This is a genomic window from Hyphomonas sp. (genome assembly GCF_013823385.1).
Taxonomy (GTDB): Bacteria; Pseudomonadota; Alphaproteobacteria; order Caulobacterales; family Hyphomonadaceae; genus Hyphomonas.
In genome coordinates, this window is record NZ_PNMA01000033.1 from 17244 (window position 1) to 37912 (window position 20669).

Annotated in this window: 18 protein-coding genes and 1 tRNA gene; 13 read left to right on the forward strand and 6 right to left on the reverse strand. The window is 63.5% G+C overall.

The annotated features are described in order from the left end of the window. Positions 1 to 141: 141 nt before the first annotated feature. A complete protein-coding gene (locus tag C0456_RS16240; protein ID WP_291054235.1) occupies positions 142 to 1026 on the forward strand; it encodes an aminoglycoside phosphotransferase family protein in 885 nt (294 codons plus the stop codon). Next, positions 1023 to 1754 carry an RluA family pseudouridine synthase gene (locus tag C0456_RS16245; RefSeq protein WP_291054237.1) on the forward strand — a complete coding sequence of 244 codons (732 nt, stop codon included), beginning with the start codon at positions 1023 to 1025 and terminating at the stop codon, positions 1752 to 1754. The genes C0456_RS16240 and C0456_RS16245 overlap by 4 nt, the downstream gene beginning before the upstream one ends. Here C0456_RS16245 and C0456_RS16250 read toward each other — a convergent pair. Continuing rightward, complete coding sequence (locus C0456_RS16250) at positions 1739 to 2743, reverse strand: NAD-dependent epimerase/dehydratase family protein (RefSeq protein ID WP_291054239.1); 1005 nt, start codon at positions 2741 to 2743, stop codon at positions 1739 to 1741. The two genes, C0456_RS16245 and C0456_RS16250, sit on opposite strands and share 16 nt — an antisense overlap. Positions 2744 to 2856: 113 nt before the next feature. Further along, positions 2857 to 4635, reverse strand: coding sequence for a signal peptide peptidase SppA (sppA, locus tag C0456_RS16255; protein WP_291054241.1), 1779 nt, complete (start codon positions 4633 to 4635; stop codon positions 2857 to 2859). 196 nt (positions 4636 to 4831) lie between these two features. Between sppA and C0456_RS16260 the strand changes: the two genes are divergently transcribed. From C0456_RS16260 to C0456_RS16295, 8 genes are all read left to right on the forward strand, one after another. Next, a tRNA-Gln gene (locus C0456_RS16260) sits at positions 4832 to 4905 on the forward strand. Positions 4906 to 5494: 589 nt separating this feature from the next. Next, positions 5495 to 6262, forward strand: a complete 768-nt coding sequence (locus C0456_RS16265; protein ID WP_291054243.1) for a DUF3450 domain-containing protein — start codon at positions 5495 to 5497, stop codon at positions 6260 to 6262. Positions 6263 to 6298: 36 nt separating this feature from the next. Further along, positions 6299 to 7696 (forward strand): MotA/TolQ/ExbB proton channel family protein, encoded by a 1398-nt coding sequence (locus tag C0456_RS16270; protein ID WP_291054246.1) that lies wholly within the window; start codon positions 6299 to 6301, stop codon positions 7694 to 7696. Between the two features lie 35 nt (positions 7697 to 7731). Next, on the forward strand, positions 7732 to 8241 hold the full coding sequence (locus C0456_RS16275; protein ID WP_291054248.1) for a MotA/TolQ/ExbB proton channel family protein: 510 nt from the start codon (positions 7732 to 7734) through the stop codon (positions 8239 to 8241). After that, a complete protein-coding gene (locus C0456_RS16280; RefSeq protein WP_291054250.1) occupies positions 8241 to 8654 on the forward strand; it encodes a biopolymer transporter ExbD in 414 nt (137 codons plus the stop codon). The genes C0456_RS16275 and C0456_RS16280 overlap by 1 nt, the downstream gene beginning before the upstream one ends. A 9-nt stretch (positions 8655 to 8663) precedes the next feature. Continuing rightward, positions 8664 to 9083, forward strand: coding sequence for a biopolymer transporter ExbD (locus C0456_RS16285; RefSeq protein WP_291054252.1), 420 nt, complete (start codon positions 8664 to 8666; stop codon positions 9081 to 9083). A 12-nt stretch (positions 9084 to 9095) separates the two neighbouring features. Beyond that, positions 9096 to 9719: a TonB family protein gene (locus C0456_RS16290; RefSeq protein WP_291054254.1), complete on the forward strand. Its 624-nt coding sequence runs from the start codon at positions 9096 to 9098 to the stop codon at positions 9717 to 9719. Positions 9720 to 9855: 136 nt separating this feature from the next. Beyond that, entirely contained in the window at positions 9856 to 11259 is a 1404-nt protein-coding gene (locus C0456_RS16295) for a hypothetical protein (RefSeq protein WP_291054256.1), read from the forward strand. A gap of 307 nt (positions 11260 to 11566) precedes the next feature. On the opposite strand, the gene C0456_RS16300 is transcribed toward C0456_RS16295, so the two are convergent. The 3 genes from C0456_RS16300 to C0456_RS16310 all read right to left on the reverse strand — a co-directional run bounded on the left by C0456_RS16300 (position 11567) and on the right by C0456_RS16310 (position 13976). Further along, complete coding sequence (locus C0456_RS16300) at positions 11567 to 12097, reverse strand: polymer-forming cytoskeletal protein (protein WP_291054258.1); 531 nt, start codon at positions 12095 to 12097, stop codon at positions 11567 to 11569. Then, on the reverse strand, positions 12081 to 13298 hold the full coding sequence (locus C0456_RS16305) for a peptidoglycan DD-metalloendopeptidase family protein (protein WP_291054260.1): 1218 nt from the start codon (positions 13296 to 13298) through the stop codon (positions 12081 to 12083). The genes C0456_RS16300 and C0456_RS16305 overlap by 17 nt, the downstream gene beginning before the upstream one ends. A 204-nt stretch (positions 13299 to 13502) precedes the next feature. Further along, positions 13503 to 13976, reverse strand: coding sequence for a peroxiredoxin (locus tag C0456_RS16310; RefSeq protein WP_291054262.1), 474 nt, complete (start codon positions 13974 to 13976; stop codon positions 13503 to 13505). A gap of 94 nt (positions 13977 to 14070) precedes the next feature. Between C0456_RS16310 and C0456_RS16315 the strand changes: the two genes are divergently transcribed. Continuing rightward, positions 14071 to 17463, forward strand: coding sequence for an AsmA-like C-terminal domain-containing protein (locus C0456_RS16315; protein WP_291054264.1), 3393 nt, complete (start codon positions 14071 to 14073; stop codon positions 17461 to 17463). Between the two features lie 168 nt (positions 17464 to 17631). Here C0456_RS16315 and tyrS read toward each other — a convergent pair whose 3' ends face one another. Beyond that, a complete protein-coding gene (tyrS, locus tag C0456_RS16320) occupies positions 17632 to 18882 on the reverse strand; it encodes a tyrosine--tRNA ligase (protein ID WP_291054266.1) in 1251 nt (416 codons plus the stop codon). 15 nt (positions 18883 to 18897) lie between these two features. On the opposite strand from tyrS, the gene C0456_RS16325 reads away from it, so the two are divergent. Beyond that, positions 18898 to 20061, forward strand: a complete 1164-nt coding sequence (locus C0456_RS16325; RefSeq protein ID WP_291054268.1) for an anhydro-N-acetylmuramic acid kinase — start codon at positions 18898 to 18900, stop codon at positions 20059 to 20061. Between the two features lie 274 nt (positions 20062 to 20335). Further along, positions 20336 to 20669 (forward strand): hypothetical protein (locus C0456_RS16330; RefSeq protein ID WP_291054270.1); only part of this gene is annotated, 334 nt, incomplete at its 3' end.

The window sequence follows — 20669 nt, forward strand, 5'->3', positions numbered from 1 at the left end:
CACTTCGCGGGAGAGGGGGCTGGCGTTGTGCCTGCGGCGGTTTCCCAACCCCTCTCCCTCCGGGAGAGGAGGGGCCCATTGCGCAGCAATGGGAGGTGAGGGCCTGCAACACCTGAAGCTGCGTCCAGAGCGCGCGGCGAGATGACTGAGACCACCGCTCCCATCCCTCTTGATCCCCAGGCCGCCGAACAGTTGATCCAGCGCCAGTTTCCCGAACTCGCGGGCAGGGACATTTGCCATCAGCCCACCCGAGGCACGGACAATCATATTTTCCGCATCGGCGATGATCTCTGTGCCCGCTTTCCAAAAGTTCCGTGGGCTGTACGAACCGCAAGACGCGAGACGGGCACCCTGCCGCATTTTGCGGGCGCGCCGCTCCCCGTGCCCCAGGTCTACCGCCTCGGCACGCCCAGTGAGATATATCCCCATACATGGTCCGTGTTGAGCTGGCTGCCCGGCGCGCCCCTCGAAGACAGCGCGCTCCGCGACCCGCCGGAAGCGGCCAGACACCTCGCGGATTTTTACGCCTTCCTGCGCAGTGTTCCGCCCGATGAAGCGTTCCAGTTTGGCGCAGACAATAACTGGCGCGGCGCGCCCCTCGCGGCCCGGACACCGCAATTCGAGACAGCCCTTGCCCGATTGCCGAATGTCGATACCGGATGGGCGGCCCGGCTCTGGTCCCAGGCTCTTGGTGCAGACGCAAACTCTGCCCCTGTCTGGCTGCATGGCGATGTGCATCCCGGAAATGTTCTGGTCACAGATGGCCACATTTCCGGCATCATCGACTGGGGCCTGTGCGGTGTCGGCGATGGCGCCTGCGACCTTCTCAGCGCCTGGGCAATGTTTGACCCCGCCGCGCGGGAGGTTTTCCGCCAGTCAATGGGCGTCAGCGAGGCGCAGTGGCTGCGCGGGGCCGGCTGGGCCCTGTCGATGGCGGTGATCTACCTGCCATATGCCTATGAGAATGGCCTGCGCTGTGACATGTCGGAAAAGATGATAGAGCGTCTCATGGAAGATTTTGCATGACCCGCAACCGTGACATCCCCGCGCTCAGCGCCGAAGCGGCCGCGCTGGCGCGGAGCCTGCTGATCCATGAGGACGCTGCCGTGCTGGCGTTCAACAAGCCGTCCGGCATGGCTTCGCAGGGCGGGGGCGGGGTGGGCCAGTCGCTTGATGATCTGCTCTGGGCGTTTGCCAAATCCAACGGCAAGCGCCCGCGCCTTGTCCACCGGCTGGACCTTGGCACCTCCGGCGTCATCATTGCCGGGCGCACCCAGCCGGCCGCCGCATTCCTGTCGGCTGCCTTCGCCGGCCGCGATACGCAGAAAACCTATCTGGCGCTGGTAAAGGGAAAAATTCCGCAGGCGGAGCATGGCGTGATCGAGGCATCCCTCGTCAAGGTCGAGGAAGGCGGGCGCCCGCGCATGATCCTCGCCCGCGAAGGCCGCAAGGGCGCCCAGAGCGCGCGGACGGGGTGGAAAATCCTCGCCCGCAATGGCGATCAGGCCTTGATGCAGCTTTCCCCGGAAACCGGCCGCATGCACCAGATCCGGGTGCATCTGATGTCGCTTGGCTGCCCCATCCTCGGCGACGGCCTCTATGGCGAAGGGCAGGCCACCGGCCGGCGGGTGATGCTGCATGCCGCCCGCCTGGAAGTGCCCCATCCCGATGGCGGAACGCTGGCGCTCGAAGCGCCGGTGCCGGAAGATTTCCGTGAGGCGGCGGCCCGCGCGGGCCTTCAGGCCGGGTTGTAATAGCCCCGGTACCAGTCAACGAAGCGCGCAATCCCTTCGCGGTAATCGGTATCCGGCGTATACCCTGTCAGCGCCTCCAGCAGGCGCACATCGGCAAAGGTCTGCTTCACATCGCCCGGCTGCATGTCGATCATGTTCTTTTCCGCCGTGCGGCCGATGGCCTGCTCGATGGCCTCGATATAGTCCATCAGGCGCACCGGATTGGCATTGCCGATATTCACCAGGCGATAGGGCGCCACCGGCGAGAGCGAATCCCCCCTTATGAGGTGATTGCCGAGTTGCGGGGGAACATCCATCAGACGGCGGATGGCCTCCACCAGATCATCGATATAGGTAAAGTCGCGCAACAGGTCGCCATGATTGAACACGTCAATCGGCTGGCCCTTGAAGATCCTGTCCGTGAACAGATAGAAGGCCATGTCCGGCCGGCCCCAGGGGCCATACACGCTGAAAAAGCGCAGAACGGTCGTCGGCACGCCATAGAGATGCGAATGGCTGTGCGCGATCAGCTCGCTCGCAAGCTTGGTCGCCGCATAGATGGTCAGCGGGTAGGGCGCAGAATCGCGCTCCTCGAACGGAAACTTCTGGTTCGCGCCATAGGCCGAGCTGGTCGAGGCTAGCACCAGATGCTGCGTGCTGTAGCGGCGGGCAAATTCGATGACATTGAACGAGCCGACAATATTCGCGTCGATATAATCGCGCGGATGGTCGAGGCTGTAGCGCACGCCCGCCTGCGCCGCAAAATGCACCACCATGTCCGGCATGTCGCGCCGGAACACCGCTTCGAGTGCCTGGCTGTCCTCGATGCGGATACGCTCCAGCTGGAACCCCTCGAACGCGGTCAGGCGCGCCACGCGGTCTTCCTTCAGTTGCGGGTCGTAATAGGGGGTGAAACAGTCCACGCCGGTCACGCTGTGGCCTTCTTTCAGTAGCCGCAGCGCCATCTCGCTCCCGATAAAGCCGGCCGCGCCGGTTACGAGGATTTTCATGTCCGTCTCATCTCACATCAAACCGGGCGCATCCTAGCCATCACTTGCCCCTGAAGTGCAACACCCCCGCCAGTTTGGCGAGGGTGCGCGTCAGGTCAATTGCAGGCGGGCGATCAGCGTTCGCGGATGCGCGGGCTGATGGCCATGGCCTGACCGGAATTCATGGCTTCTGCGGTGGCCAGTTCTTCCAGCAGCGCCTGGGTGCGCGCGTCGCCAGCGATGGTGCTGATCACGGCGGCGGCGCGGGCGGTTTCTGCCGAAACGCCGAACAGGTCTTCAAGGGCTTCAAAGCCGCTCTTGCGATAGGGGTAGAAGGCAAGGCGCGGTTTCACATCTGCCTCGATGCCGGCCAGCGATTTGGCCTTCTCGATGGCGTCCATGAAGGTGCCGATCTCGTCAACCAGACCCTGCTGCAGGGCCGCTTCCCCGGTCCAGACGCGGCCACGGGCCACTTCATGCACCTGGTCATAGGTCATGCCGCGGCCTTCGCCGACATGGGTGAGGAACCGGTCATAGCCGCGCTTCAGGCTGGCTTTCACTTCGGCTTCCTGGGTTTCCGTGAAGGGCGCGGTGCCCCAGGCCGAGGCAAAATCGCCGCCAACGGTCACGGTGTCGAAGGTGACGCCGATCTTGTTGAAGGTGCCATCAATGGCGAGCTTGCCGCCGAAGATGCCGATCGAGCCGGTCAGGGTGGCGCGGTTGGCGAGGATCGCATCGGCGCCGGTGGAGACATAATAGCCGCCCGAGGCTGCCAGGCTGCCCATCGAGACAACGACCGGCTTGCCCGCTTCCTGGGCCCGCTCCACGGCGCGCCAGATCTGGTCGGATGCCGTCGGCGAGCCTCCGGGGCTGTCGACCCGGAAAACGATGGCCTTCACATCGTCATCTTCCGCCGCGTCGAGAATGGCGCGGGCGATCACGTCCGAGGCGAAGGCCGGCGGATCAGAGAACAGCGAGCCGCCCGAAGCGCCGCCGGTCACGATGGGGCCTTCGCCCCCGACCACGGCGATCAGCGGGGCCTTGCTGTTATACTTGGCCGGCGAAGTATAGGTGACCAGGTCGATCAGCTCGGCCTTGTCGCCGCCGGCGCGTTCCCTGGCGGCTTCCTCGGCGTCTTCCGGCCAGCCGAGCTTGTCGATCAGCTTGAGGTCGAGCGCGTTTTCAGCCGTCTTCGGGCCGCTCTCCAGAATCGCGCGCAGCTGCGCGGCTTCCATCCCGCGATCAGCCGCGATGTCGCCCAGCGCGGTGGCCCAGATGGAATTGGCCAGGGCTTCCATCGCTTCGCGGTGGGGGCCGGTATAGCTCGTCTCATTATATGAGTTGGGCGCGTTCTTGTATTCGTAGAAGGGATAGATCTGCGGCTCGAGCGCGATCTTGTCGAACAGGCCCTTGTAGAATTCGGTCTCGAACACGACGCCGGTGACCATCAGGTCGGTGCCCGGCTGCATCCAGATTTCATCGGCGGCGGCGATGGAGTGGAAGGCGGAGGGGCCGCTCGCGCCGAACATGCCCTGCGAATGGGCGATGACGAACTTGCCCGACCCCTGGAAGCTTTTCAGCGCCTGGCGCAGTTCTTCAGCGCGGCTCGTGCCAAAGCCCATATCGGCGCCGCGAATGTAGATGCCTTTCACCGACTTGTCGGCTTCGGCCTCTTTCAGCTTCAGCAGCAGGTCGATGAAGCCCGGCGTGCCGGAAAGGGCTGCAAATCCGCCAGAGGGTGCCTGATCGGGATAGTTGGCGTTGAGGTCCAGCGTCAGGACAATATTGTCCGGGTGGGGGGGCTTGGCGCTGACCGCCATGCCGATGAGCGTGAACAGAAAAAAGAAGCCTAGGACGATGAACAGGATCATCGCCGTGAAGGCGCCTGCCATGGACAGCAGAAAAGTTTTCATTTCCGGGAGGCCTTCCTTGAGGGCGCGCGGAGTGCGCAAACGGGTTCTGGAATGATATTGTTGATAATCGATAAAATGTAAAGACCTGCTCTGCTGCGGGCGCTTGCCGCAGGCCTTCAGATGAAATCCGTGTGCAAAACGCTGGAAGCGGGTGTTGCCAGCGCAATAAAGGTTGGCTATCTGGCGCTTCCACTGTTGGGGTGTCGCCAAGTGGTAAGGCAGCGGTTTTTGGTACCGCCACCCTAGGTTCGAATCCTAGCACCCCAGCCACTCTCTTGCCCGCATACTATATATATTGCCTCGGCCGGGTGAGCCTCGCCTGTCCACGCCCTGCGTTTGATGCAGGTGCGCCCGATACGCACCGGCGATGTGCCGCCTTATGCGGCAAGGCTGCCGCAATAAGCTGCATCTGACATGCCAGCGCACGTAAACTTGTCATGTTCGGTCGCTAGAGGGGGCCTGCCGGTGCTTTGAGTGGCGGCGGAAAAACCAACTGCGCGGGGCTGGTTGCGTTACAATGTGGTCAGGATATTTTCTAAGGAATCGTAAAGCCTGATTGATCCGAAATTAGAGGATTGTTACCGTCAGGGTTCACAGCTAAGGCCTTTCGGCGCTCTGCAGCAGAATGCCGCTGGGTCTATCAGACAAGAATAGAGGGCGGACAGCGTCCCGTTACCATGCAGGGGAGGTGATTGGGTTTGAATTCTCCCATCCACTTCCGGGTTTACTTTGCGGCTCTGTGTGTGTGAGCCGGCATAAGATCGGGACGGCCTCGTAAGCAGGCTCGCCCGCAACCAGGATTTACGCGCCCCGGAGAGGGTGCGTCACCGTTTGTTTGGAGAGTTGAGAGGCTAACCTCATGAAGAAACTTCTTTCACCCGCTCGCAGCGTGATTGCTGCCGCGCTGATCGCCGGGCTGGCCATTCCAGCCCAGGCCCAATTCCGCGAGGCGCTGAACACGGGCGAGCAAGCGACCCGGAGAGCCGAACAGATCCAGGACCAGATCAACCAGCTGGATGATCAACGTTCGGATATGGTTCGTGAGTATCGCACGCTCCTGCAGCGTCGCGACGCCGCCGAGCTGTTTGCAAAGCAGCAGGAACTTGTCGTGCAGAGCCAGCGGGAAGAGATTGCCTCGCTTACCCAGCAGCTCGGCTCGATCGACGACATCACCGCGCAGACCGTCCCCATGCTGCTCGGCATGATCGAAGACCTGAAGCTGTTTGTCGCCGCCGACCTGCCTTTCAAGATGGAAGAGCGTAACGCCCGCCTTGAAGCGCTGGACGGCGTGATGCGCAGCCCGAACGTCACCGCCTCCGAACAGTACCGCCTGATCATGGAAGCCTACCAGGCTGAGATGGAATATGGCCGCACGATCGACACCTGGCAGGAAGAGATCACCATCAACGGCAACCCGACCACGGTGGACATGTTCCTCTATGGCCGCGTTTCGTATGTCTATCTGACGCCGAACGGCAAGGCTGCCCGCTTTGACCGCGCCACGGGTGAGTGGGTCAACCTGCCCAACAGCTATGTGCCGGAAATCCAGCGCGCCATCCGCGTCGCTCAGGGCAAGGCTCAGCAGGTCGTTCTGTTCGCCCCGGTCCAGAAGTTCTCGGTCCAGTAAACGGCCCGAACCGTCAGACACAAAGGTTTTCAAAACATGTTCAAGTTCAAATCCTCTCTGAAGGCTCTGGGTGTTTCTGTCCTCGTTGCGGCAACTGCTGCCACGATGGCGCCCCCGGCCGTCGCTCAGACCCTCTCCGAAGTGCTCGCTGCGGTCCGCCGCGACTCCGAGCAGATGTCTGCCGCTGATCAGGCCCGTCTGCGCGAGTTCCAGCAGGACACCGCCAGCCAGGCTGCCCGCATGGCCGAAGGCCGCGCGGCGCTCAACGCTGCTGAAGGCCGCGCTGCTGCCCTCAGCCGCGAGTTCGACGCCAACGAGGCCCAGCTCGGCGCTCTGGAAGCCGAAGTTTCGGCTCAGGCCGGCGACTTCCAGGAACTGCTTGGCCAGTTCCGTTCGGCCGCCGGCGCCACGATGCCGGAAATCGCCAACTCGATCGCCAACTTCGACTATAAAGACCGCGTCGAAGCCATCGCCGAGATCGCGGAAGCCCGCGTCCTGCCGACCCGCGCCCAGCTGGAGCGTCTGCCCAAGGCGATGCTGCAGGAAATGATCGCCCAGTCCGAAGTCAAGACCTTCACCGCGACCGTCAACGGCATCGGGGCTGATGGCTCGAACGGCGAAGCTGAACTGATCCGCGTCGGCGTGTTCACCGCCGCCACCACCAATGGCCGCGACTTCGTCGAAGTCCGCGGTGGCCAGGGCTCTGACACCTTCCTGCAGGTCTTCGCGAAACAGCCCGGCGGCGCTTATTCGTCCGGCATTGCTTCGCTGATCCGCGCCGGTGAAGGCGACATCGTCCGCGCGCCGGTCGATCCGTCGAAAGGCAACCTCTTCGGTATCCTCGGCGACCTGCCGACCTTCGGTGACCGTCTGAAACAGGGCGGCGAAGTCGGTGCCGTGATCGCCACTCTGGCCGTCGCCGGTATCCTCCTCGGCCTGTTCAAGATCTTCACCCTCTTCACCATGGGCGGCGCAATGCGCGGCACGGCGAAAACCCGCCAGGCCGGCACCGGCAACCCGCTGGCCCGCGTGTTCGAAGTCTACGAGAACAACCGCAATGCAGACGTCGAGACCCTCGAGCTGAAGCTGGACGAGCAGATCCTGCGCGAAAGCCCCCGCATCGAGCGCTTCAACGACATCATCAAGGTGCTTGCTGCCGTCGCCCCGCTGCTCGGTCTTCTGGGTACGGTCGTCGGTATGATCATCACCTTCACCGCCATCACCATCTACGGTGCCGGCGATCCGAAGCTGATGGCTGGCGGTATCTCGGTCGCTCTCATGACCACGGTGTTCGGTCTCGTCGCGGCGATCCCGCTGCTTCTGATCCACGCTGTTGTCTCGGCCATGGCCCGCGGCAACCAGCAGCTCCTCGACGAGCAGGCCGCTGGCCTCGTCGCCGAGAAGATGGAATCCGTCCACGGGGGCCGGGCATAAGCCCGCCCCTCAGAGCGCTCGAGGAGTAACCCGATATGGGTTTCCAAGACCTACAAGCCTTCCTTGATCGTGGCGGTCCCGTTCTGATCGTCATCATGGCTGCCACATTCGTGATGTGGGCCCTGATCCTGGAAAGGCTGTTTTACTTCCGCTTTGCTCACAAGCAGGTGGCAGCTGAAGCGATCGCCGAGTGGCGCGCGCGGGCGGACCGCAAGTCCGTCCCCGCCCACTGGATCCGCGACAAGCTCGTCTCCGAAGTGCGCGCCAAGGCGGAGGCGAATGTCCAGCTGACGAAAGCAATGGTGGCCCTTGCGCCATTGCTGGGCCTGCTGGGCACAGTGACGGGCATGGTGGCCGTGTTTGATATCATGGCCATCACTTCCGGTGCAGATGCGAAGGCCATGTCGGCCGGTGTGTCGCGCGCCACGATCCCGACCATGGCAGGCATGGTGGCCTCCCTGTCCGGCATCCTGTTCACATCCGGCATGGACCGGCGCGTGAACCGGGCCGTCCAGGCGGTCGAAGATGAGATGGAGATCGGCTGATGCGTGGACGTTCCGCAAGACCTCCCGAGGAGGCCAATGTCGACCTGACGCCCATGCTGGACGTCGTCTTCATCCTCCTCATCTTCTTCATCGTGACGTCGACTTTTGCACGCGAGGAGGCGATCGGCCTTGAGCCGCCGCCGCCGCCGTCTCCTGAAAATCTGGAGCAGCAGACCCAGCAGGCGATCCTGATCTTCATTGATGAGTCCAATCTCATCACTGTGAACGGTCGCCCGACGGATATCGGCTCGGTGCGTGCAAACATCGAACGCGTAGTCGCAGAAAATCCGCAAAGTGCGCTTATCATTCAGGCTCACCCCAAGACCCGTAGCGGTATTGTGGTGAAGATCCGTGACGAAGCGTACAATGCGGGCTTCCGCGAGCGCGTGAACATCGTCATTTCGCAGACCTAGGAGACCCCAATGGCCAGAAAAAAACGCATGGCATCGGGTGGGGGCGCCGCCGAGGATGACGTGAACCTGACGCCCATGCTGGACGTCGTGTTCATCCTGCTCATCTTCTTCATCGTGACGGCCCAGTTCATCAAGGAACCGGGTGTGCCGATTGTCCGTCCGGATGTGGATAACAAGGCAGCGGTCAAGCCGCTCGCCATCCTCATCGCGATCGACAAGAACAGCGACATCTATATCGACAAGCAACGCATCAACCCGAATGAGCTCGGCTTCGTGCTCAAGGAAATGCGCCTCGACAATCCGCGGGGCGAGGTGGTGATTCAGACCGATGTGGACGCTGAAGCGCAGGTAATGGTTGACGTAATGGAAGCCATCAACAAGATTGATGGGGATACCGTCATCAATATCTCCGCGAAAACGTCGGGTTAGGGAGGATCGGGCATGTTCAATAATCCTTTCATGCGTCTGCTGGTCGGGGTGGTTCTCGCGATCCCGATCGTGGTGGTGATCTTCCTGTTGATGAACTCGCTGATTTCGGTCGACGAGATCGAGCTTTCCGAAGGTGAAACCCGGACCCTGGCGGCGATCACGCCGCAGAAGCAGGATACCGAGGTCCGGACCCGTACGCGGACGCCGCCCAAGAAGATCGATGCGGCTCAGAAGCCGCCGCCGCCGCCGAAACAGTCCGCCACGAAGTCGAGCATCAACCTGCCGACTCCGAAGATCGAGGGCGGCGTGCCGCAGAACCTTGATCTTGGCCGGATGAACTCGCTGGCGATCGACCCGGTTGCCGTGTCCGACCGTGACGCGCAGCCGATCCGCCCGCCGACGCCTTCGTTCCCGCAACGTGCGGCCGAACGGGGCCTCTCGGGCAGCTGCGATGTGCGCTTTGACGTGGATACCCGCGGCAAGCCGTACAACATCGTGGCAACCTGCACCGACAGCGTCTTCAAGTCGGAAGCCGAACGCGCCGTGTCGCGCGTGGAGTTTGCGCCGAAGATCGTTCGCGGTCAGGCGGTTGAGCGCCGGAACGTTGTCTACCCGCTGGAATTCAAGATCCAGTAGGCCCCCCATCGGGTGATGGCTGCCGTTTCGGCGGCGGCCATCAGCCCCTTCGACGGAATGGCCGGTACGGGCTCAGGGGCCGGGCCGGCGATCCATCAGGTCCAGTATGCCGCTTTGGCGGTGAGGAGAAAAAACGATGCAACTCAAGGCAATCCTTAAAGGGGCGATCGTAGCGGGGGCGATGGCAGTCATGGGTGCAGGATCTGCGCTGGCGCAGGCCTGTACGGAGACCACCTTCAGCGCCAAGACAGGCCAGACCTATCTTGAAGCTGAAACCGCAGCGATGGCGAACAAAGACTGGGCGACGGCGATCGCGAAGCTGAACCAGCTGCGCGGCGGCGAGCTCAACTGCTATGAAGAAGGCGCGGTTATCCGCCTTTCTGCCTACATCAAGATCGAACAGGGCGACCGCGCAGGCGCCGTCCGCGATCTGCTGGATGCGATCAACAAGGGCTATATCCCGGCTGATCAGCGCGCCCAGACCTACTACAACATTGCCCAGATCTATCTGCAGGACGAAAACCAGGTCCAGGCGCTCGAATATATGGGGCGCTGGATGCAGGCTGGCGGCAAGCCGGACCGGACGCAGAAATGGCAGCTGGCCGTGCTCAACCAGCGGGCCAACAAGAATGCCGAGGCCATTCGCTGGGCCGAGGAAGTCCGCCGCGACGATGGCAACAAGTTCGACCAGCAGCTCTATGACCTGCTCGTCTTCCTGTACAACGACACCGGCAATAAGGCGAAGCTGGCAGAGGTGCTTGAAGCCCTCGTCGAGCGTAACCCGAAAGAGCGCAAATACTGGGATGCAATTGCCGGCAACTACTTTGCAGGCAACGAAGAGCGCAAGGCGTTTGAAGTCCAGAAAGCCATGTATCTCGGCGGTCTCCTGACCACCGAAGATGAAATCATGCGAATTGTGAACTTCTACAACCGCTTCAACGCGCCCTATCACGCGGCCCGCGTGCTCGAGAAGGAAATGAATGCCGGCCGTATCAAGAAGACGGTTGAGCGCATGTCCCTCCTGGCCGACTTCTACCAGGTCGCCCGTGAGCATGAGAAAGCCATCCCGGTGATCCGTCAGGCCGCTGAAATGGGCGGTGGCGGCGCGATGTATGAGCGTCTCGGCGCGTCCTACAGCGAGCTGCAGAAATGGCCGGAAACCGAAGAGGCGCTCCAGCGCGCGCTTCAGCTCGGCGGTGTGAAAGACCGGGGCAATGCCTGGGTCCGGATCGGCCAGTCACGCTATGAGCGCAGGGATCGCGCCGGTGCCCGCGAAGCCTTCCGTCAGGCCGGCAATGCCGGTGGCCGCGGCTGGCTCGCCTTCATGGACTCCGAGGAATACACGCGCGATGCACTTGTCTGCTTCGAGGTTCAGGCCGCGATGCTCAACGTCCAGAACGAAGAGAAGATCTGCAAGAAGCTCACGGCCCTTGGCGAAAACATGCCGGAAGGCTGCAAGACCGTCGAAGAGCGTCTGAAGGCGTCTCAGGCGAAGTTCAACGAAACGCCTGAGTGCAAGCGCGCCGCCCAGCCGGTTTGATCCGGCAGGCGGGCCTCGCGCCCCCTCAAGCCAGTCTCACGGAAAGCCCCGGCCTCTGGTCCGGGGCTTTCTGCATTTGGTGTCCAGACGTGTCCGAAACTGTCCGGATTTGTCCGGAAATGTCCGCAAACTGTCCCGCCGATGGCGCCTCAAGTCCCGCCAATGTCCCGAAAAGTCCATAAAAATCAGATGGCCAGCCCCCGGCCCGTCCTCGCGGCTCATTTTTCCCGGCCCAAACAAAAACGCCGGCAGAAAATCCGCCGGCGTTTCCAAAATTCTGACTGTCGCCAAACAGCTCGCCCGCAGACTAGCTCGGCGGCGAAGAGCTGGAGATGCTGTAAGGGCCGGGCGCGGCCGAGGAGAGGGCCGGTTTGCTCTCACTGGCCGGCGCAGCGGCCACCGGCCCGGTTTCCCGCAGCGGATCATCCGCATGCTTCACCTGGCCTTCAAACACGGCATTCGACTGGATCTGCAGCGAGGAGTGCACAATGTCCCCCTTCACATGCGCCCCGGTTTCCAGCTCCACCTTCCGCGCGCGGATCGAACCCTTGATGCGGCCCTTGACCTTCACGACCTCGGCCTTCACTTCGCCGGTGATCTGGCCGCTGGCGCCGATGGTGATGTCGGTGGCGCTGACATCGCCGTCCACGATCCCGTCAATCTGAAGCGCGCCTTCCGATATCACCGAGCCGTTGATCTTCATGTCGGCGCAGATGATCGAGGCCGCGCGGGCGGCAGGTTTGGAGGCGGCGCCACGAATGGCATCCTGGGCTGGCACCGGCTTCTGCATCGGTTCGGGCGGTGGAGCCGCCGGCGTTTTGTTATTCTTTGTGAACATGTTTGCCTGCTTTCAGGAACTTCATAGGGTCATAAGGCTTGTCATTGTACCACACTTCGTAATGAAGGTGATCCCCGGTGCTGCGCCCCGTAGAACCCATGCGCCCCACCAGGTCCCCAACCTTTATAACATCGCCCTTCTTCACCGTATACGAGCGAAGGTGGCCGTAACGCGATTTGAACCCGTGGCCGTGATCGATCTCGACCAGCAGGCCATATCCGCCGCGCGGGCCGGCATGCACCACAGTGCCAGGGCCGGAGGCGACGATCGGCGCATCGCGATAGGCGGCAAAGTCCGTACCCCAGTGCGCGGCGGGCCGCTTGGTGAAGGGGTCGACGCGAATGCCGTAGGGGCTGGTATAGCGGAACGGCACCGCGACCGGGATGCCCAGCGGCAGGTCGTTCACGATCCGCTCGTAATGTTTCATTTCGGCGATGCGGGCGCGGGCCTGCGACAGGCGCATCAGGAAAGACTGGTCGCCGCCAATCGCTGGCTCTGAGGCCGAAGAGGTCAGCGCACCGATGGAAACGAGCGGTCCGCCAATCCCGGCTTGCGGCGCGGCGATCCGGTCGCCAGTGGCCACCTGGGTCAGGTTCAGCACGCCGCGGGCGCGTTCGGCGCGCTCGGCGGCCAAGTCTTCCATCTGATTGAACAGCCGGTTCATGTCAGACTCAATGGCTTTCGGCGTGCCGCGCGCGGCCGGAACACCGATGGAAGCAAGGGTGAGATAAGCATCGCGCGACTGGCGGCGATCGGCTTCCTCAATCGTGGCTTCGATCAGCAGCGGCGCGCCATCGCCCTCGAGCGCCGACATCTTCATGCCGTCCTCGTCGCGCATCTCGTTCAGCAGTTCTTCCAGCGCGCGCTGTTTCTGCTCGAGTTCGGCGGTTTCCTTGCTGCGTTCCTCCAGCAGGGTGCGCTGCAGCGACTCGCGCGCGCGCAGATCCTGAACCCAGCGCTCGTATTTTGCGAGTTCCTTGCCTTCGCCCGTCTGCGGAGTACCCGGCCCGCCGCCGAGAACGAAGTTGGCGGTGGCAAACATGGTCCAGCTGGCGAGGGCGGTGATCCCGGCGGCCATCATGGCCTGCTGCCAGGGGGAGATCGAAATATAGCGGACGGTGCCTCCGCTGCGATGATAGATCTGGCGTTCCGGAAAAGCGCGGTCGAACGTCGCTTTAAGGTTGGCACTCCACTTCGCCATGCAAGCTACCTGTCAGCTGGAAACTTTTTTATGATAACCGCGAAAAAGATCTTCCGCAGCGCTCCCATACCCCGCGTTTATACATACCCAATTCGCCTCTTCGCGAAACCCCTTGGGAGCATATTTTTAGGCAATGTTAGCATGATTGGGTTAATCTGCTGTTAACCTGGGCATCTGCTGCAGGCACTACAGCGCCAGCGCCCTCTAATCTGTCAGGGAGTTAATGTATTCCAGAACCTCTCCGGCATGTCCCTTGACGCGCACTTTAGGCCACACACGGATGATCTTGCCATCCGGCCCGATCAGGAAGGTGCGCCGTGCCATGCCCATATACGTCCTTCCGTACATGGATTTTTCTTCCCATGTCCCATAGGCCTCGGAGACCTTCCCGTCCTCGTCGCTGCCCAGCTGGACGGTGAGGCCATGCTTGGATGCGAACTTTTCATGACGGCTCAGCGAATCGCGGGAGACCCCCAGCACCGCCGCGCCCGCCTTCTCGAAGGCCTTCGCCTGCGCGGAAAAGTCGAGCGCTTCCTGCGTGCATCCGGGCGTGTCGTCCTTGGGATAGAAATACAGTACCAGATACTTGCCCGCATAGTCGGCCAGGCGGCGCTTGCCGGCGGTCGTTTCCATCGCGAAAGCGGGGGCTTTGCGCCCTTCCTGCGGTCCTGTGGTCATGCAATGCTCCTATGGTGCCTGAAGTTCACGAAGTTTATAGTCTTATGATGCCTCTGGACCTGCGGCAGAAGAGACTTTCCTGAGGAGCCCGCTATTGGTCCGCCAGACCGCTTCCATTGTGGTTTTCGAAATTCTCGGCGGATTGATTCTGCTGGCTTTCGTGCTGGCGGCAGTGCTCATGCTGCGCCTGGCCAGCGGGCCGATCGATCTTGCTCCTTTCCGGGATGATGTGGAGGAGGCGCTGGCCGATGCGCGGGGTGGCCGCGGCGTTTCCCTTGGCGCGTTGCAGCTGGAATGGTCGCCGCAAAACCGGCGCGTCCAGATCACCGCGCAGGATGTGCGCCTGCTCGATGGCGCCGGGCGGCCGGCGGCCGAGGCGCAGAATGCGGTGATCCAGCTTTCCGGTTCGGCGCTGATCTTCGGGGGCATCGAAGTGCTCGCCATGGATCTCAGCGATGGCTGGATCGCGATTGACCAGATGTCGGCGCGCCAGTGGGCGCTGGCGGGTGATCCGCTGCCGGAGTTTCAGGAAACCCAGCTTCCCGATACGCCGCAGGGCTGGATCGATTATGTCGGCCGGGTGCTTCCCGAATGGCTGCGGGCCTGGCGCGAGGCGCGCGCCAGCATGCGCCTTGAAGCGGCCGGATTTGAGAATATCGAGCTGCGCGTGCGCGATCAGGCGGGGGCGCTGATCGGCACGGTCGAAGACGCCAGCGGGCGCCTGGTGCTGGCCGCTTCGGGAATGAATCTCAGTTTCAGGGGCAAGGGCCTCGGCGAAGGTCTTCCGGCGGCGATCACCCTGTCGATTGCCAACCCCAATGACACGCGCAGCCTGCGCGCGGAACTGGCTTTGACGAGGTGGCCCCTCGGCGATTTCGGCGCCCGCCTTGGCCTCGACAGCGAACTCACCGAAGGTCTGCCCTCGGACATAAGCCTCGCCGCCAACCTCTCCGAAGAGACCGGCATCGACGAGATCACTCTGGTCGCCCGCAGCGGCGAGGGCCAGTTCTCCTTTGACGATCAGGTCTGGCCGGTGCGCGATCTGGACCTCTCGCTGCTGTATGATCGCTCCGAAGACCGGCTCAATCTCAAGGTCGCCTCGCGCGGCGCCGGCCCCTTCAAGGGCACGGCAGACATCGCGCTGGAAAAGGCGCTCACCGGCGAGGGCTTCCGCCCCTTCGTGCTGCAAAGCCCGGCCCTCACCCTTGATCTTACCCCCGTCTTCGCCGCGCCGATTGATCTTGCCAGTGTGCGCGCGTCCGGTGAGGCGGATATGGATGCCCTCGCCCTGCGCGCGGCGAAGGTGGAGTTCGTGTCGGGCGGCGCCCGGTTTGATGCGGCAGGCGATCTTGCCCGCACGCCGGACCGCCAGCCGGGCGAGCCGCCGGTGCTGGGCGAGGTCACGCTGACGGTGCCGGGGCCGATGCAGGTGCCGACCGTGCTGGATTTCTGGCCGGTAAAGCTCGGCGAAGGCGCGCGCAACTTCACAACAGAGCGCATCGAGACAGGCACCGTCTTCGATGCCGCCGGCCGCATCATGCTGGCCCGCGACAGCCTGCCGGGTGGTCATCTCAAGGATGACCATCTGGAAGTGACCTTCCGCGTGGAAGACGCCAGGGTGCGCTTTCTGGATGATCTGCCTGCGGTCGAAAATGCCTTTGGCCAGGGCCGCCTGACCGGCAACAGTTTCCGGGTGCAGCTCAGCCAGGGGCGGTTTGCCGGCTGGACGCTGGCCGAGGGCCTGGTCGATTTTCCGGCTTTCACGCCGCGCGGCGAGGATTTCCGCGTCTTCGCCAGGGGGCGCGGCCCGGCCCGGAACATGATGAAGGCGCTGGTGGACTCGCGCCTTGAAATAGATTTCGATCCGGCGCGCATGTCGGGTGATGGCGATCTCACCTTCGAGATGTTCCGCCCGGCGCTGAACGATGTGCCGTATGAGGATGTTCGCTTCACCGCCATCGGCACCGTGCGCAATGCCGGCCTGAAAAACGCCGCGCTCGGCTTTGATCTGGCCAGCGGCACGATGGATGTGAAGGTCGATCAGGCGGGGGCGGAACTCACCGGGGCAGCGCGCCTCGGCCCGTCGCCCGTCACCTTCCGCTGGTATGAAGGCTTCACCGATGAGGGCGCCCCGGCAGACCTCACCGCCAAAGGCAGCGTCTCGGCAGATTTCCTCAACCGTTTCGGCATTCTCGGCCGGGCCTACATGACCGGCGAAGCGCCCCTTGATGTCACCGCAAAGCTCGATGGGGAAACCCTCATTGCCTCCACCATCAGCGTCGACCTGTCCGCCGCGCGGCTGGATATGTCCGAGATCGGATGGGTCAAGCCGGCCGGCACCGCCGCCCGCGCCGATGTCAGCATCTCCCAGAAGGGCGACCTCTCCACCTCGCGCGTTACTTTCATCAGCCCCACCGCCCGGCTCGATGGGGATTTCACTCTCGGCGCCGATTCAAAGCTCATCTCTGCTGATCTGCGCGAAGCCTTCTTCCGCAATGTCGCGGAAGTGTCCGGCGCGGTGCAGCGCGATCCGGGTGACCGGCTGACCGTCACGCTGCGCGGCAAATATCTCGACATCTCCGGCATCCTTCCGGGGCTCGGCGGCATGGCGGGCGCGGCGGGCGCCGAGCCTGCCGAAGGCACGCCCCTGACGATCACGGCAGAGGTTGACCGGCTCACCCTGCGCGAGGGGATCGATCTGCGCCAGGCGAAACTCCGCGCCGTCACCGGCACGCGCGGCCTGCAATCGCTGGAGGCTAGCGGCCGGGCCCTGGGCGGCGCCCCGCTCAGCGCCAAACTCTCCGCAGGCGGAGCAGCGCCGATCCGGATAGATGTCACCTCCGGGGACGCCGGCTTCATTGCCAGCGCCTTCCTCGGCGCAGACTTCATCACCGGCGGGGAAATGACCCTTTCCGGCACGCTGGAAACGGCGAACGCCCCGGCAGACCTGATGCTCCAGATTTCCAATGCCCGGATGAGCAACGCGCCCTTCCTGACGCAGATCCTCTCCCTCGCCTCGCTGCGCGGCCTTGCTGATACACTCAGCGGTGAAGGCGTGATGTTCTCCCGCATCGACATTCCGATGAAAGTGCAGGGCGGGCGCTATGTCGTCACCGGCGCCAAGGCGCAGGGCCCGGCCCTCGGCCTTACCGCGAACGGCTATATCGACATGACCAGCCAGGCCATCGAGATCGACGGCGTTCTGGTGCCGAGCTTTGGGGTCAACTCCGCCCTCGGAGGAATTCCCATCATCGGCGATCTCGTCGTCGGCCGCGATGGCGAAGGCGTCTTCTCGCTGACCTATAGTGTGCGCGGCACGCTGGAAAAGGCCAATGTCTCGGTCAACCCGCTCTCCGCGCTTGCCCCCGGCGTCATCCGCCGCGTCTTCGAAAACCCCTCCGACACGAAAATCCCGGAGGCCACCCCGCGTCCCGCAGAGCAGGCCTTGCCGCAGGAACTGCCCCCGCTGAAGGAAGAAGAGTTCTAGGGAGCCCCGCCTCACCGCCTCGGGCGGCGTCATCCCGGTTTCGCCGCAGGCGAAGACCGGGACCCAGAGCGGCTAGGTTCAAAAGGCTGGTTCCCGGACATTTGCTGCGCAAATTCCGGGATGACGCACCAAAAATGCCGGGCAGGCCCGTTTGACCGCGCGCGGCGCTTACCCCGCCTTCACCAGCGCATGCCGCTTCTTGCCGGCCGAGAGCTTGATCGCCCCGTCCTGCATGTCCGCCATCGAGACCTTGGCATTGGGATCAGACACGAGCTCGTCATTGACGCGGATCGCGCCCTGTTCGATCAGCCGCCGCGCCTCGCCATTGGACTTGGAAAGCCCCGCCGCGGTGCACGCTGCCGCCACAAGAATACCAGCCTCAAGCTCCGCCTGCGGAACAGTCGCCGTCGGCAGCGCGTCGGCAGACGCTCCGCCCGCAAACACGGCCTTCGCCGCCGCTTCGGCTTCCTTCGCCGCCGCTTCCCCATGCAGCAGGGCCGTCGCCGCATTCGCCAGCGCAATCTTCGCGTCGTTGATTTCCGCGCCCTCAAGCGCCTCCAGCCGCTCGATCTCTTCGCGGGGCAAATCGGTGAAGAGGCGCAGGAACTTGCCCACATCGGCGTCTTCGGTGTTGCGCCAGAACTGCCAGTATTCATACGGGCTCTTGCGGTCAGCGTTCAGCCACACGGCCCCGCCCACGGTCTTGCCCATCTTCACGCCGGAAGAGGTGGTGACGAGATGCGCCGTCACGCCAAAGGCTTCCCCGCCCTCAGCCTTGTGCACCAAGTCCACGCCCCCCACGATATTGCCCCACTGGTCAGACCCGCCAAGCTGCATCCGGCAGCCATAGCGCCGGTAGAGCTCCAGGAAGTCATAGGACTGCATCAAGAGGTAGTTGAATTCGAGGAAGGTGTAGGGCTGCTCGGCCTCCAGGCGGCGGCGCACGGTCTCCTGCTTCACCATCGTGTTGATGGTGAAATAGACGCCAATCGCGCGCAGCATCTCAAGATAGCCAAGCTGCCCCAGCCAGTCATTGTTGTTGACCATGATCGCGTCATTGGCGCCGTCGCCAAAGCGCAGGAACGGCTCGAACGCGGTCTTGATGCCGGCGATATTGGCGTTGATCTGATCGTCGGTCAGCAGCGGCCGGGATTTCTCCTTGTCGGTCGGATCGCCCACCTTGGTCGTGCCCCCGCCCATCAGGGCAATCGGCTTGCCCCCATGGCGCTGGAAAATGCGCAGCATCATGATCGTCATCAGATGGCCCACATGCAGGCTGTCGGCCGTCGCGTCATAGCCCACATAAGCGACCGGCGTTCCCGTGGCACAATAGGCATCGAGCTCAGCCTTGTGAGTCGTGTCCTTGATGAAGCCGCGCCAGCTCAGCTCGCGCAGGAATTCCGACTTGAAATCGCTCATATTCTCGTGTCTCCGATGAGATGCGCGCGCCTAACACAGAAAGGGCCAGCCTTGAACACCGCTGTTGCAAATTCAGGTCCCGTCTGGGTCGCAGGCTTCATGTCCGGCACTTCGCTGGACGCGGTCGACGCCGCCATGATCCTGACAGACGGGCAGGATGTGCTGGAGTTCGGCCCCGTCGCCGAGCGGAAATACACGGGCGAGGAGCGCGCCGTCCTGCAGGCCGCCACCGAGGCCGCCCGCGCGTGGAACTGGCAGGGCCCCCGCCCCGAAGCCCTCTTCGCCGCCGCCTGCGAGACGATCACCAAAACCCATAGTGACGCATGGGCGATGATGACCGGGCAGGCGGGCGCGCCGCGCCCCGTCCTCGCCGGTGTCCACGGCCAGACCGTGCTCCACCGCCGCGCGAAGGCAGACCAGCCCGGCGCCACCCTCCAGCTGATCGACGCCCCGTCGATGCAGGCCGCCCTCGGCGTGCCGCTCGCCTATGATTTCCGCAGCGCCGATGTCGCCGCCGGCGGGCAGGGCGCGCCGCTGGCCCCGGCCTATCACGCCGCCCTGATGAACCGCCTCGGCGGAGAGCCTGCCGTCGTCCTCAATCTCGGCGGTGTCGCCAATATAACCGCGCGCACCGCAGACGGCACCCTCATCGCCTTCGACACCGGCCCTGCCAACGGCCCCATCGATGAATGGGTCGAAGGTCATGGCAAGGGCACGCATGATGCGGGCGGAAAGCTCGCCGCCGCTGGCCGCGTGCATGAAGGGCTGCTGACACAGCTTCTCGCCCATGACTGGTTTGACGAGCCCCCGCCCAAATCGCTCGACCGGTATGATTTCAACGCCTCCATGGCGCGCGGTCTCAGCCTCGAAGACGGCGCCGCGACCCTGACGGAATTTTCCGCCGCCGCCGTCGCCGCCGGCATTCGTCAGCTCCCGGAGGTTCCCGCCCGCCTCATCGCCTGCGGCGGCGGGCGCCACAATCCCTCCTTCATGGCCGCGCTCGCCCGCCAATGCCCCTGCGCCGTGCTCACCGCAGAGCAGGCCGGCTGGCGCGGCGATTCCATCGAGGCTGAAGCCTTCGCCCTCCTCGCCGCCCGCACAGCGCGCGGCCTCCCCTTAAGCTGGCCCGGCACCACCGGCGTCCCGTCCCCGCAGCCCGGCGGCGAAATCATCGGTTGACGCCGGCCCTCACCTCCCACGCCCTCTGGGCGCGGGCCCCTCCTCTCCCACTTCGCGGGAGAGGGGTTGGGACTTCGCGGCAGGCGGAACGCTAAACCCCTCTCCCTCCGGGAGAGGAGGGGCCCATTGCGCAGCAATGGGAGGTGAGGGCCTTCCACCCTATCCAACATATTCTTCTGGTTTGGATCTTAAAATTTTCATGTTTTTCAAACCCTTACAAAAAATTCCCCCAAACCTTGTCCACCCCCTCCCGCGCCCGGCGTATTCTTGGCGGATGTTCAGCCTCGCCCGCCTCAGAAAGGAACCCGCGCTCGCGCAGTATTTTGCGTTCGTGCACCCCTTCTTCTGGCCGGTGCTGATCTGGCAGCTCGGGCGCGCAGTCGCCCAGGTCCGCGCCGCCGGCCGCTGCGGCGCCTTGCTCCGCGTCATGTGGTGGGGCGGCGTGCGCATCGAATATCTCGGCGACGCTGCGCCCAGCCCCTCCGCCTACAGACCAGTCGAGCCGACGCGCAAAGCCTGGGATGATCCGTCTTGGGCAACTGCCATTCCGGTAGAAATCAACGCTGCTGACACGCACCAAATCTTCCCCTGCACTTGCGGGGGAAGTG